Origin of the sequence: Piscinibacter gummiphilus, from assembly GCF_002116905.1 — a bacterium.
Taxonomy (GTDB): domain Bacteria; phylum Pseudomonadota; class Gammaproteobacteria; order Burkholderiales; family Burkholderiaceae_C; genus Rhizobacter; species Rhizobacter gummiphilus.
The window spans coordinates 81,393-94,808 of sequence record NZ_CP015118.1 but is presented as its reverse complement, the minus strand read 5'-3'; the positions used below and the strand labels follow the sequence as shown (position 1 = coordinate 94,808).

Annotated in this window: 14 protein-coding genes; 13 read left to right on the top strand and 1 reads right to left on the bottom strand. The window is 71.2% G+C overall.

The genetic code is table 11. From position 1 onward, the window contains the following. Positions 1-48: 48 nt before the first annotated feature. From A4W93_RS00390 to A4W93_RS00370, 5 genes are all read left to right on the top strand, one after another. On the top strand, positions 49-585 hold the full coding sequence (locus tag A4W93_RS00390; RefSeq protein WP_085748726.1) for a GbsR/MarR family transcriptional regulator: 537 nt from the start codon (positions 49-51) through the stop codon (positions 583-585). A gap of 55 nt (positions 586-640) precedes the next feature. Then, positions 641-1,096: a thiol-disulfide oxidoreductase DCC family protein gene (locus A4W93_RS00385; RefSeq protein WP_085748725.1), complete on the top strand. Its 456-nt coding sequence runs from the start codon at positions 641-643 to the stop codon at positions 1,094-1,096. After that, positions 1,093-2,217, top strand: coding sequence for an NAD-dependent epimerase/dehydratase family protein (locus A4W93_RS00380; RefSeq protein ID WP_085748724.1), 1,125 nt, complete (start codon positions 1,093-1,095; stop codon positions 2,215-2,217). Before A4W93_RS00385 ends, A4W93_RS00380 begins: the two co-directional genes overlap by 4 nt. A gap of 75 nt (positions 2,218-2,292) precedes the next feature. Further along, positions 2,293-3,042 carry a DUF899 domain-containing protein gene (locus A4W93_RS00375; RefSeq protein ID WP_085748723.1) on the top strand — a complete coding sequence of 250 codons (750 nt, stop codon included), beginning with the start codon at positions 2,293-2,295 and terminating at the stop codon, positions 3,040-3,042. A gap of 7 nt (positions 3,043-3,049) precedes the next feature. Continuing rightward, on the top strand, positions 3,050-3,490 hold the full coding sequence (locus A4W93_RS00370) for a hypothetical protein (RefSeq protein ID WP_085748722.1): 441 nt from the start codon (positions 3,050-3,052) through the stop codon (positions 3,488-3,490). Here the strand turns inward: A4W93_RS00370 and A4W93_RS00365 are convergent. Next, positions 3,436-4,383: a LysR family transcriptional regulator gene (locus A4W93_RS00365; protein WP_085748721.1), complete on the bottom strand. Its 948-nt coding sequence runs from the start codon at positions 4,381-4,383 to the stop codon at positions 3,436-3,438. The two genes, A4W93_RS00370 and A4W93_RS00365, sit on opposite strands and share 55 nt — an antisense overlap. A gap of 101 nt (positions 4,384-4,484) precedes the next feature. Here A4W93_RS00365 and A4W93_RS00360 point away from each other — a divergent pair, with 101 nt between their 5' ends. From A4W93_RS00360 to A4W93_RS00325, 8 genes are all read left to right on the top strand, one after another. Beyond that, the gene (locus A4W93_RS00360) at positions 4,485-6,005 is read left to right on the top strand and encodes a CoA-acylating methylmalonate-semialdehyde dehydrogenase (RefSeq protein WP_085748720.1); all 1,521 of its coding nucleotides are present in this window, start codon (positions 4,485-4,487) and stop codon (positions 6,003-6,005) included. Between the two features lie 229 nt (positions 6,006-6,234). Further along, complete coding sequence (locus tag A4W93_RS00355) at positions 6,235-7,236, top strand: isopenicillin N synthase family dioxygenase (protein ID WP_085748719.1); 1,002 nt, start codon at positions 6,235-6,237, stop codon at positions 7,234-7,236. 3 nt (positions 7,237-7,239) lie between these two features. Further along, positions 7,240-7,626, top strand: a complete 387-nt coding sequence (locus A4W93_RS00350; protein WP_085748718.1) for a VOC family protein — start codon at positions 7,240-7,242, stop codon at positions 7,624-7,626. Next, positions 7,626-9,149, top strand: coding sequence for a SidA/IucD/PvdA family monooxygenase (locus A4W93_RS00345; RefSeq protein WP_218919180.1), 1,524 nt, complete (start codon positions 7,626-7,628; stop codon positions 9,147-9,149). Before A4W93_RS00350 ends, A4W93_RS00345 begins: the two co-directional genes overlap by 1 nt. Beyond that, complete coding sequence (locus A4W93_RS30260) at positions 9,146-9,631, top strand: ureidoglycolate lyase (protein WP_218919179.1); 486 nt, start codon at positions 9,146-9,148, stop codon at positions 9,629-9,631. Before A4W93_RS00345 ends, A4W93_RS30260 begins: the two co-directional genes overlap by 4 nt. 37 nt (positions 9,632-9,668) lie before the next feature. Continuing rightward, entirely contained in the window at positions 9,669-10,769 is a 1,101-nt protein-coding gene (locus A4W93_RS00335; protein WP_085748716.1) for a BMP family ABC transporter substrate-binding protein, read from the top strand. Between the two features lie 4 nt (positions 10,770-10,773). After that, on the top strand, positions 10,774-12,288 hold the full coding sequence (locus A4W93_RS00330; protein WP_085748715.1) for an ABC transporter ATP-binding protein: 1,515 nt from the start codon (positions 10,774-10,776) through the stop codon (positions 12,286-12,288). Then, positions 12,281-13,411, top strand: a complete 1,131-nt coding sequence (locus A4W93_RS00325) for an ABC transporter permease (protein WP_085748714.1) — start codon at positions 12,281-12,283, stop codon at positions 13,409-13,411. The genes A4W93_RS00330 and A4W93_RS00325 overlap by 8 nt, the downstream gene beginning before the upstream one ends. The last annotated feature ends 5 nt before the right edge of the window (positions 13,412-13,416 follow it).

The following is a 13,416-nucleotide window of genomic DNA, read 5'->3' as shown; positions in this document are numbered from 1 at the left end:
CAGAATTTCTGTATTGACAGAAATTGCGGGCGGCGAGAGGATGTCGCCATGGACCTCTCCCCGACCCTCTCCCGTTTCGTCCTCCACTGGGGCGAGATGGGCACCCGCTGGGGCGTCAACCGCACCGTCGCCCAGATCCATGCGCTGCTCTACATCACCGGGCGGCCCATGCACGCCGAGGAGATCGTCGACACGCTGAAGGTCGCCCGCTCCAACGTCAGCAACAGCCTGCGCGAACTGCAGGGCTGGAACCTCGTGAAGCTCGTGCACGTGGCCGGCGACCGGCGCGACCACTTCGAGACCTCGAAGCAGGTGTGGGAGCTGCTGCGCACCATCGTCAAGGAGCGCCAGCGCCGCGAGATCGAACCCACCGTCGCCGTCCTGCGCGAGCTGCTGGCCGACCCCGGCATGTCGAAGGAGCCTGCCGAGGCCAAGCTGCGCATGCAGGAGACGCTGGAACTGCTCGACACCCTCACGCTGTGGAGCGACGAGATGCTGCGCCTGGACACCCAGACCCTCACGCAGGTACTCAAGCTCGGCGCCAAGATCAAGAAGCTCATCGGGCGTTCGCCCGCGGAGGCTTGAGCCTCTTTTTTTGCCCGACCGTTTCTCTCTCGACAGAAATTACAGGAGAACCACGATGCGCCCCGCCTACCCTCTGACCCTGCTGTACGACGCCGCCTGCCCGGTCTGCTCGCTGGAGATGGACCACCTGCGGGCGCGCGATGCGGCGGGCCGTCTCGCCTTCGTCGACATCGCCGCGCCGGGATTCGATGCCACGGCGCACGGCACGACGTACGCGGCACTCGACGCCGAACTCCACGGCGTGTGGGCCGACGGCACGGTGGTGAAGGGGATGAGCACGCTGCGTGCGGCCTACGCCGCCGTGGGGCTCGGCTGGGTGCTGCGGCCCACGGCGCTCGCGCCGGTGCGGCCGGTGTTCGACCTCGCGTACCGCCTCTTCGCGCGATACCGGCGGCCCATCTCCCGCGCCGCGGCGCCGCTGATCGACACGGTGCGTGCCCGCCGCACGCTGGCCCGCATGGCGCGCTGCCGGGGTGGCGCCTGCGACATCGCCCGGGAGGACCGGTCATGAGAGTGCTCGTCTGCGGAGCCCACGGGTGTGTGGGGCGTGCGGTCGCACGCGCGTTGCGGTCGCGGGGCCACCAGGTCATCGAGGGCGTGCGCGCCCAGGCCGATGGCCGCGCCACGCTGCCCATCGACTTCATGGAACCCACGGCCCCGGCCGTCTGGGCCCGGCGCCTGGCGGACCGGCAGGTCGACGCGGTGGTCAACTGCGTCGGCATCCTGATGCCCTCGCGCGGCCAGTCCTTCGCGCGGGTGCACACCGAGGGGCCCGCGGAGCTGTTCCGCGGCGCGGCCATCGCGGGCGTGCGGCGCGTGGTGCAGGTCTCCGCGCTCGGCGTGGGTGACGACCCCGAGAGCCTCGGCACGCCCTACCTGCACAGCAAGCTGCTCGCCGAGGAGGCCCTCGCCGCGCTGCCCGTCGACGGCGTGGTGGTGCGGCCGTCGCTCGTGTACGGCCCGGGCAGCCAGAGCGCCGCGCTGTTCGCCACCCTCGCGAGCCTGCCCGTCGTTTGCCTGCCGGGGCGCGGCGCGCAGCCGCTCGCCCCCCTCCACGTCTACGAACTGGCGGAGGCCATCGTGCGGCTGGTGGAGCAGCCCGAGCCGGTGCGCGGCGTGCTGGAACTGGGTGGCGGCGAAGTGGTGACCTACCGCACGATGCTGGCCCGCTACCGCGACGCGCTGGGCCTCGGCGATGCGGTGTGGCTGCCCGTGCCGATGCCGCTGATGGCCTTCGGCGCGTGGCTCGCCGAAGCCCTTCCGCAACGCGTGTTCTGCCGCGACACCATCCGCCTGCTGGCCCGCGGCAGCGTGCCCGCGGTCAACGCCACGGCCGGGCTGCTGGGCCGCGAGCCGTCCACGCTCGCCCACGGCCTGGCCATCACCGCGCCGGAACCGATGGTGGACCTGCGGGTGTCGCTCAGCCCGGCCGCGGCGTGGGCGCTGCGCCTGCTCCTCGCCTTCATGTGGCTCGGCACCGCGTTCGCCAGCGTGCTGCTTCACCGCGATGCGGGTGCGACGGCCCTGCTGGTCCTCGTCGGCGCGTGTTCGCTGAACACCGTGCTCGGACTGCTGATCCTGTCGCGGCCCTCGCCGGGCGCGGGCGTGCCCACGGCGCGAAGGCCCCGATGACGCCGCGGGTGCTTGACAAGGGGTGACGGACGCTGAACACTTAACTTTCTGGTTTGCAAATCGAAGGAGAGTTCGATGGACAACGTCCCCGCCCATCCCGTCGCATCCCGCGCGGACTGGCTCGCCGCCCGCAAGCGCCTGCTGGCGCACGAGAAGGAGTTCACCCGCACACGCGACCGCCTCGCCGAGGAACGCCGCGCACTGCCGTGGGTGAAGGTGGACACCGACTACACCTTCGAGACACCCGAGGGCCCGAAGTCCCTCGCCGAACTGTTCGGGTCCAACAGCCAGTTGTTCGTCTACCACTTCATGCTGGGCCCCGGCGACGCCGAAGGCTGCGTGGGGTGTTCGTTCATCGCCGACCACCTCGTGGGCACCCGCGTGCACCTCGAGCACCACGACGTGTCGGTGGTGCTCGTCTCGCGCGCCCCGCTCGACGACATCCGCCGCTACCAGCAGCGCATGGGCTGGGACTTGCGCTGGGTCTCGTCGGCGGGCTCCTCGTTCAACCACGACTACGGCGTCGGCTTCACGCCCGAGGAGGTCGCATCGGGCGAGGTGGCCTACAACTACGGCAAGGTCAAGTCGTGGGGCCCCGACGCCCCGGGTGTCAGCACCTTCTACCGCAACGCGCAGGGCGAGGTGTTCCACACCTACTCGTCGTACGCGCGCGGCGGCGAGGACCTGCTCACCACGTACATGGTGCTCGACATGATGCCGCTGGGCCGCAACGAGACCGGCGCCGACGGCAAGATGACCGACTGGCTGCGCCGCCACGACGCGTACCCGGACGCGGTGAAGCCCGCGCCCGGCTGCTGCGGCTGAGGGTGCGGTGGACCGCCTGCTGTCCACGGCCGTGTGCGGGGCCGGCATGGCCGCCGGCCTCTGGCTCGACACCCGCGACGTGCCGCTCGATGTGCTCGCCGCGTGGTGCGGCGACCCCGACTCGCCGTGGCAGGCGGCACTGCGCCACGGCGTGGCGATGCCCGCCTCGCACCTGCTGATGGTCGTGGCCGCGTGGCTCGTGCCCCACGGACCCGGCCTGCGCGCGGCCGTGCGCACCGCCCACGCCGCGGCGATGTTGCTCGGCATGGCCGCCGTCGGGTTGCTCGCACCCGCCCTGGCCCGCCACACGGGCATGACCGACGCCCATGCGCTCGTGGCCACGATGTTCACGGGCATGGCGGCGGCGGCCTGGCTGCTGCCGCCGGGCCGGCCTCAGCCCTCCGCCGCGGTGGTGGGAAACCCCGCCGCCAGTCCCTCGCGCAGGTAGCTCACCAGCGCCTGCACCGTGCGCGGCACGTGCGGGCTGTAAGGCCGGATGGCATACAGCTGACCGCCGAACGCCCCCACGGGCCGCCAGGACGGCAGCACCTCCACCAGCCGCCCCGCCGCGACGTCGCGGTGCGCGCTGAAGTCGGGCACGAGGGCGATGCCGGCCCCGGCCAGCGCCATCTCGCGCAGGGCCTCGCTGTTGTTCGCCGCGAACGCGCCCCGCACGCCCACCGCGACCCGGCCGCCGCGGCCCTTGGCCGGCTCGAAGCTCCACGTCGGGGTGTCGCCTCCGCGCAGGTAGTGCAGGCAGTCGTGGTCCGCCAGGTCTCCCGGCACGCGCGGCACGCCGCGGCGGCGCAGGTAGGCCCGGCTGGCCACCAGCAGCGACCGGGTCTCGCACAGCGTCCACGCCACGTGCGTGTCGGGCACGGCGGCCACGTGGCGCACGGCGAGGTCGAAGCCCTCCTGGGCCAGCGACACGAGGCGGTCGGACAGCTCCAGCTCCACGCGCACCTCCGGGTACAGCTTCAGGAACGCCGGGATCAGCGGCACGATCTGCTGGCGCCCGAGCGCGACCGGCGCCGTGACCCGCAGCACGCCACGCGGCGCCGCGGCCAGGTCCTTCACGCCGGAGAAGCTGCGCTCGATCTCGTCGAAGGCCGCCCGCGTGCTGTCGACCAGCCGCTGGCCCGCCTCGGTGAGGCGCACGCTGCGCGTGGTGCGGCGCACCAGTGGCACGCCCGCGGCCTGCTCCAGCTCGGCGATGCGCTGGCTCATCGCCGCCTTGCTGACGCCCAGCCGCTGCGCGGCGGCCGTGTAGCTGCCGAGCGCGGCCAGCACACCGAGCCCGTGCACATGCGCCCACAGCGCCTCGATCTTCTTGTTCTTCATGCATCGATTGTTAAGTATTCTGAACAGAGAATCCAGCCGACAGCGCTTGGACCGGCCGCCGGGCCTGCCTAGACTGTGCGCATCCACACTGGAGAGACACCATGGGCGCCACCGAATCCTTCACCTCCACCCTCGACATCGGCCACCACGTGGGCGGGCGCGACGTCCCGGGCGCGAGCGGCCGGCGCCAGGCCGTCTACAACCCCGCCACCGGTGCGGTGGCACGCCACGTGGCGTTGGCCGACGTGTCCGAGGTGGACGCCGCCGTGGCCGCCGCGAAGAAGGCCTTCCCGGCCTGGGCCGACACCCCGCCCATCCGGCGCGCCCGCGTGCTGAACAAGTTCCTCGGCCTGATGAACGAACACCGCGACACGCTCGCCGCGATGATCACCGCCGAACACGGCAAGGTGTTCTCGGACGCGCAGGGCGAGGTCTCGCGCGGCATCGACATCATCGAGTTCGCCTGCGGCATCCCGCAGCTGCTGAAGGGCGACTACACCGACCAGGTCAGCACCGGCATCGACAACTGGACGATGCGCCAGCCGCTCGGCGTGGTGGCCGGTGTGACGCCGTTCAACTTCCCGTGCATGGTGCCGTGCTGGATGTTCCCGGTGGCCCTGGCCACGGGCAACACCTTCGTGCTCAAGCCGAGCGAACGCGACCCGTCCGCCGCCATCTTCATGGCCGGGCTGCTGCGCGAGGCCGGCCTGCCCGACGGCGTGTTCAACGTCGTGCAGGGCGACAAGGTGGCGGTGGACGCGCTGATCGAACACCGCGACGTGAAGGCCGTGAGCTTCGTCGGCTCCACGCCCATCGCCCACTACATCCAGGAGCGCTGCGCCCACTTCGGCAAGCGCGTGCAGGCCCTCGGCGGCGCGAAGAACCACATGGTGGTGATGCCCGACGCCGACCTCGAGCAGACCGTCGACGCCCTCGTCGGCGCCGGCTACGGCTCCGCCGGTGAACGCTGCATGGCCATCAGCGTGGCCGTGCTGGTGGGCGACGTGGGCGACAGGCTGATCCCGCTGCTCGCCGAACGCGCCCGCACGCTGAAGGTGAAGAACGGCATGGAAGCCGACGCCGAGATGGGCCCCATCGTCACGAAGCAGGCGCTCGAACGCATCGAGGGCTACATCGGCCTCGGCGTGGAGGAAGGCGCCCAGCTGGTCGTCGACGGCCGCGGCCTGAAGGTGCCAGGCCACGAGGACGGCTTCTTCACGGGCGGCACGCTGTTCGACCACGTGACCCCGGCCATGCGCATCTACAAGGAAGAGATCTTCGGCCCCGTGCTGTCGTGCGTGCGCGCGAAGGACTTCGCCGAGGCGGTGCAACTCGTCAACGACCACGAGTTCGGCAACGGCGTCGCCTGCTACACCCGCGACGGCCACATCGCCCGCGAGTTCGCCCGCCGCATCGAGGTGGGCATGGTGGGCATCAACGTGCCCATCCCCGTGCCCATGGCCTGGCACGGCTTCGGCGGCTGGAAGCGAAGCCTGTTCGGCGACACCCACGCCTACGGCGAGGAAGGCGTGCGCTTCTACACGAAGCAGAAGTCGGTGATGCAGCGCTGGGCGGAAAGCACGGCGAAGGGTGCCGAGTTCGCGATGCCGACGGCGAAGTAACCGCGCAGGCCTTTCCCCTCGGGCGGACGCTGTCGACGACAGCGTCCGCCCGTTTTCATTGCGGGCGCACCACGCGCACGCACGGTGCGCGGCGCATGCACGCCGCCGGTGCTGCGAAGCCCGGAATCCGCACCGAACCTCGCGATCCGAGAGGTGGACCATTTGGTCAAAAGTGGCATGGACGTTGCTATTTGTCCTGGGTCAACGACTTCCCTTGCCGGATCGCCCCATGACCTTGAAGACCGTTCCCATCATCGACCTGCAGCCGTACTTCTCGGGCACGCCCGAAGGCAAGGCTGCCGTCGCCCGCGCCGTCGACGAAGCCTGCCGCAGCATCGGCTTCCTCGTGATCACGAACCACCAGATTCCCAAAGAGCTGGTGGACCGCGTCTCCGCCCTCTCGCAGGCCTTCTTCGCGCTGCCCCTGCCCGCCAAGCGCGCGGTGGACCGCCCCCGCGCCGACATGGTCCGCGGCTACAGCGCCGTCGCCGAGGAGAGCCTGTCGTACAGCATGGAGGACGCCGCCCCCGGTGACCTGAAGGAGTCGTTCTCGATCGGCCCCACCGACGTGCCCGCCGGCGACCCGTACTACGCGGAGGCCAACGCCGGCCCGCACTTCGCGCCGAACGTGTGGCCCGCCGACCCCGCGTTCCGGGCCGCGAGCACCGAGTACTTCGCCGCGATGAGCGACCTGTCGCGTTCGCTGATGCGCATCTTCGCGCTGGCCCTCGACCTGCCCGAGACCTGGTTCGACGACAAGATCGACCGCCACATCAGCATGTTCCGCGTGCTGAGCTACCCGCGCCTCACCGAAAAGGCCCTGCCCGGCCAGCTGCGCGCCAGCGCCCACAGCGACTACGGCAGCCTCACCATCGTGCTGCCCGACGGCCCCGGCCTGCAGGTCACCACCGAAGGCCAGTGGGTCGACGTGCCACACGTGCCGGGGTCGTTCGTCGTGAACCTCGGCGACCTGATGATGCAGTGGACGAACGACCGCTGGGTGTCGACGCTGCACCGCGTGGTCAACCCGCCGATCGATTCGCCCGAGAACCGCAAGCGCCAGTCGCTCGTGTTCTTCCACCAGCCCAACTACGACGCGATGGTCGAGTGCCTGCCGGCCTGCCAGAGCGCGGAGGAGCCCGCGAAGTACGCCCCCATCAGCTCGGGCGACCACCTGCTCTCGAAGTTCGTCAAGCAGACGACCTTCGGCGGCACGAAGCTGGCGGCCTGACCGATGGCCCACCTCTCCTATGTGAACGTCTTCGCGAAGGACGTCGTCGCGTTGAGCGGCTTCTACCAGAAGGTGTTCGGCTTCACCGAGATCGAGGCGATCCGCTCGCCCATCTTCCGCGGGCTCGAGACCGGCAAGTCCGCCCTCGGCTTCAACGCGCTCGACGCCTACGACCTGCTGCAGCTCTCCGAATTCTCGGACACGAAGGGCGTGAAGTTCCTGCTCAACATCGACGTCGACTCGAAGGGCGACGTCGACCGTTTGGTGCCCGTCGCGCTCGCGTCCGGCGCCACGCTGGTCAAGCCGCCGTACGTCACCTACTACAACTGGTACCAGTCGGTGCTGCTGGACCCGGAAGGCAACGTGTTCCGCATCAACTTCATGATGTGATGGCCTCGCCGACCGCCCCCGTCCCGCTGCCCGGCGCCGACCTCGCCTGCGCGGCCCTCGCCGCGCTGGCCCGCGCCGAACTCGCATCGCTCGCCTACCCCGACCGCGCGTGGGTGCCACCCGCGTTCGGCCCGTCGGGCCAGGTGGTGCACGACGTGCTCGTGGTGGGCGGAGGCCAGTCGGGGCTCGGCCTCTGCGCCGCGCTGCGCGCGCAGGGCGTGCGCAACGTCCTCGTGGTCGACCGCGCGCCGTCCGGCCAGGAGGGTGTGTGGGACACCTTCGCGCGCATGCCCGAGCTGCGCACGCCGAAGGCGCTCAACGGCCTCGACCTGGGCCTGCCCACGCTGAGCGTGCAGCGTTGGTACACGGCCCGCTTCGGCGAGGGGGCCTGGAGCGCCATCGACCGCATCCCCCGCACCGCGTGGATGGACTACCTGCGCTGGTACCGCGCCACGCTTCAGCTGCCCGTCGAGAACGACTGCGAGGTGACCGACGTGCGCCAGGGCCTGCGGTCCACCGACGGCGACGGCCGACTGCTCGCGGTCGACACCGTGCGTCACGGCCAGCGCCAGACGCGGCTCGCGCGCCTGGTCGTGCTGGCCACCGGCACCGACGGCGCCGGTGCCTGGCGCGTGCCCGCGTTCATCGCCGACGCGCTGCCCGCCGACCGCCGCCACCACAGCAGCGACCTGATCGACTTCGGCGCGATGCGCGGCCGGCGGGTCGCCATCCTCGGCCACGGCGCCTCCGCCTTCGACAACGCCGTGGCCGCGCTGCGGGCCGGCGCGGCCTCGGTCGACCTGTGCTTCCGCCGCGCCGCGCTGCCGCGCGTGAACCCGCACCGCCACATCGAGACCGCGGGCCTGATGACCCACTACGCGCGGCTCGGCGACACCACCCGCTGGCAGGTGGCCCGCCACTTCCGCCGCGTGGACCAGCCGCCGCCGCGCGGCAGCTTCCACCTCGCGCTGTCGATGCCCGGTTTCGCGATGCACGCCGGCTGCGGCTGGAACGCGGTGCGGTGGACCGGCTGCGAGGTGGCGATCGACACGCCCCGCGGCCGCCTGCTCGCCGACCACGTCATCTGCGCCACCGGCCAGCAGTTCGACCTCGCCGCACGCCCCGAGCTGCGCACGCTGGGGCCGGCCGTGGCGCGCTGGTCGGACCGCTACACGCCACCCGCGTCCGAGGCCGATGCGGGCCTCGCGGCCCACCCGTACCTCGGCGAACACTATGAGTTCCTGCCCCGTCGGCCCGGTGGCGACGACTGGGTCGCCCGCGTGTTCGCGTTCAACAGCGCGAGTTTCGTGAGTCACGGCCCGCACTCGACCTCCATCAGCGGCCACAAGCACGCGCTGCCCCGCCTCGTGCGCGGCCTCACGCAGCGCCTGTTCCTCGACCAGGAGGCCACGCTCGTCGACGAGCTGCGCCGCTACGACGAGACCGACCTCGTGCTGCCGCCGGGCTTCGAGACCGCCGTCGCGCAGCCACACCGCTTCGCCCCCGTCGAGGTGGCCGCATGAACCTGCCCGTCGAACTGAAGGTGCAACCGCTGACCGCCGAGGCCTTCGCACCGTTCGGCTCGGTGATGGCCGCGTTGCCCGACGGCGTGCCCTTCGGTCCCGGCGATGCACCGCTCGACCTGTCGCAAGGCACGCCCCGCTTCTACGTGATGCAGCTGGAGACGCGAGGCCGCACGGTGTCCGCGATCACGCGCCACCGCCGTGTCACGCAGGCGCTCGCGTCCGTCGGCGGCCACCCATGGCTGCTCGCGGTGGCCCCGCCGCTGCACCTCGACAACCCCGACGCCGAACCCGACTGGTCCGACGTGCGCGCCTTCCGCATCCCGGGTGACGTGGCCGTGATGCTGTCCCGTGGCACCTGGCACGCCGGCCCGCTGTTCGACACCCCCGAGGCCGCGTTCTTCAACCTCGAACTCGCCGACACCAACGTGACCGACCACCACACGAGCCGCCTGCCCGTGGCCCTGCGGCTCGTCGACTGACTCCCCTCCCCCGTGCCCTCCCCCTCCTGAAAGGTCAATGATGTCTCGTAGCAGTTCATGGCAAGCCGGTCTCACCGTGGTGCTGGCCACGTGTGCCGGTGCGTCCGCCCCCGCCTTCGCGGCCGACGGCTTCACGCTGAAGGACAAGCCGAAGATCGCGATGCTGTACTACGGCCCGAAGAACGACGGCGGCTGGACGCAGGCCTTCGACGAGGCGCGCGTGAAGATCGAGAAGGAACTGGGCCAGAAGATCCAGTTCGTCGAGAACGTGCCCGAGGACGCCTCGGCCATCAAGCCCGCCGCCGAGAAGTTCATCCAGCGCGGCGCCAACATCGTGATCGGCACCGCCTTCGGCTACTCCGACTCCTTCAAGGAGCTGGCCGCCAAGTACCCGCAGGTCGCCTTCCTGAACGGCTCGGGCACCACCAACGCCGCGAACCTGCAGGCCTTCTACGGCCGCACCTACGAAAGCCACTACCTGTGCGGCATGGCCGCCGGCGCCGCATCGAAGACGGGCAAGCTCGGCTTCGTCGCCGCGAACCCGTTCGGCGTGGTGAACTGGACCGTCAACGCCTTCGCGCTCGGCGCGCAGAAGGTGAACCCGGCCGCCACCGTCAACGTGATCTACACCGGCACGTGGCACGACCCGGTCAAGGAACGCGCCGCCGCGATGGCCCTGATCGACCAGGGCGCCGAGGTGATCGGCCAGCACGTCGACAGCCCCACGCCGCAGATCGTCGCGCAGGAGCGCGGCAAGTACGGCACCGGCCACCACCGCGACCTGCGCCAGTTCGCCCCGAAGGCCACGCTGTGCTCGTCGGTGTGGACGTGGGAGAAGTACCTCGCCCCCGAGATCAAGAAGATCGCCGCGGGCAACTGGAAACCCGCCCCGTACGGCGCCTTCATCCCGATGAGCCAGGGCGGCACCGACATCGCCGGCTTCGGCCCCGCGGTGCCGGCCGACAAGGTCAAAGTGATCCAGGCCGAACGCGAGGCCATCATGAAGGGCAAGCAGGTCTACGCCGGCCCGCTGTCCGACCGCGACGGCAAGGAGCGTGTGCCGGCGGGCGGCGTGCTGTCCGACGCCGACCTGTGGAAGATGGACTGGTACGTCAAGGGCGTCATCACGCAGAAGTAAGACGATGCCCAACGCCCTCGAACTCACCGGCATCCGCAAGTCCTTCGACGGCTTCGCGGCCCTCACCGACGCGCACTTCGCCGCCCGCTGGGGCGAGGTGCACGCGCTGCTCGGCGAGAACGGGGCCGGCAAGTCCTCGCTGATGAACATCGCCGCCGGCCTCTATGCCCCGGAGACCGGCGCGGTGCTCGTCGACGACAACGCGGTGCGGTTCGGCGGGCCGCGCGACGCGGCCCGCCACCGCATCGGCATGGTCCACCAGCACTTCAAGCTGGTGAAGCCCTTCACGGTCGCGCAGAACATCCTGCTCACCGCACCGCCGGCGGCCGAAGGGTTGCGCCACGGCCAGCGGCTCGCGCAGGTGGAGCGCGACATCCGCGCGAAGGCGCGGGAACTCGGCTTCGACATCGATCCCACGCGGCGGGTCGAGACGCTTTCGGTCGCCGAGCAGCAGCGGGTCGAGATCCTGAAGGTGTTGCTGGCCGGCGCCCGCATCCTGATCCTCGACGAACCCACGGCGGTGCTCACCGACACCGAGGCCGAGCGCCTGCTGCAGACCGTGCACGGCCTCGCGCGCGGGGGTGCGGCCGTCGTGCTCGTCACCCACAAGATGGCCGACGTGAAGACCTACGCCGACCGCGTCACCGTGATGCGCGGCGGCCGCACGGTGGCCACGGTCGACCCGAAAGAGACCTCGACCCAGCAACTCGTGAAGCTCACGGTGGGCGATTCCACACCCGCCGAAGCCGCGCCACGGGGCACGCCGGGCGACGTCAAGCTCCGCATCACCGGCCTGCGCACGCCCGAGTCCGGCGGCCGCCGCGTGCTCGACGGCGTGGACCTGACGGTGCGTGCCGGCGAGATCTACGGCATCGCCGGCGTGGGCGGCAACGGCCAGGGTGAACTGGCCGCCGCGATCATGGGCCTGCCGATGGCCGCCGATGGCGAGATCGTGCTGGAGGGCCACGGCGACCTCCGCCGCACCTCCACCGCCGACCGGCGCGAACTGGGCCTCGCCGCCATCCCCGCCGACCGCTACGGCCTGGCGCTGGCCGGCTCGCTGTCGGTGGCCGAGAACTTCGGCGTGGGCCAGGTGCACACAGGCCGCTACGGCCCCGCCTGGCACCTGCGTGCGAAGGACCTGGAGGCCGACGCCGCCGAGGCCGTGCGCGAGTTCGACGTGCAAGGCGTGCGCTCCACCGCGCAGAAGGCCGCGCTGCTGTCGGGCGGCAACGCGCAGAAGCTCGTGATCGCGCGCGAGTTCAGCAAGTCGCCGCGGGTGGTGTTGGCCCACAGCCCCAGCCGCGGCCTCGACGTGCGCGCCGGTGCCGCGGTGCACGCCCGCCTGCGCGCCGCGCGCGATGCCGGCGCCGCCGTGCTGCTGATCAGCGAGGACCTCGACGAGGTGCTGGCCCTCGCCGACCGCGTGGGCGTGATGACCCGCGGGCGCATCGTCGCCGAACACGACCAACCCGCCGACCGCCAGGCGATCGGCCAAGCGATGGTGGACCATGGCTGACCTGACCCAACCCGCGCCCCTGGTGGCACCGTCCGTGGCGCGCCCGCGCCGCCACCAACCCTGGGTCAGCCGCCGCTACACACTGGAGATCCGCCAGCAGCTCGCCTGGCCCTGGCAGGCCCTCGTGCTCGCCCTGTCCATCGCGGCCGGCCTCGCCATCTCCGCCGCGATCCTCGTCGCGGCCGGCGTGCCGGCCGACGAACTCGCCAACGAGTTCATCGTGCAGACCTTCCTCGACGGCCAGAACTTCCGCGCCGTGCTGTTCCAGGCCGCGCCGATGATCCTCGTGGGACTGGCCGGCGCGATGGCCTTCCGCGCGCGGTTCTGGAACCTGGGCCTCGAGGGCCAGATGATCTGGGGCGCGATCGGCGCCACCGCCATCTCGTTCTTCGGCGTCGGCCCCGAGGGCCTGCGCCTGCCGCTGATGTTCGCGAGCGCGCTGCTGTGCGGCCTGCTGTGGGCCTGGGGCCCGGTGCTGCTGAAGCTGCGGCTCGGCGTCAACGAGATCATCTCCACGCTGATGCTCAACTACCTCGCCGGCAACTTCCTGCTGCACCTGGTGTACGGCCCGTGGAAGGACCCGAAGGATGCGTTCCCGTACTCGCCTCAGTTCCTCGCCGCCGAGCGCCTGCCCGAGCTGTTCGGCGGCGTGGGCAGCGCCATCGTGCTGGCCGGCATCGTCGCCGTGCTCGCGTGGTGGCTGGTGGACGTGAGCCGCGCGGGCCTGTACCTGCGCTTCGTCAACGCCAACCCGCGCATGGCGGACGCGGCCGGCGTGCCGGTCACGCGGATGATCGTGGGCTCGGTGCTGGTGTCGGGCGCGATGGCCGGGCTCGCGGGCTTCGTGATCGCGTCGGGCCAGGAAGGCCGCCTCACGCAGGCCTTCTACCAGGGCTACGGCTTCTCCGGCATCCTGATCGCCTTCCTCGCGCGCAACAACCCGCTGGCGGCCACGGTGGTGGCGCTGCTGGTGGCCGCCCTGTTCGTCACCGGGCGCAGCCTGCAGGTGTTCTACCAGGTGCCGTTCTCGATGGTGCAGCTGATCCAGGCCGTCATCGTGATCGCCGTCGCCTCGTCCGACTTCTTCATCCGGCACCGCCTGCGGCGCGTGGCCGCCGCGTGAGCGAA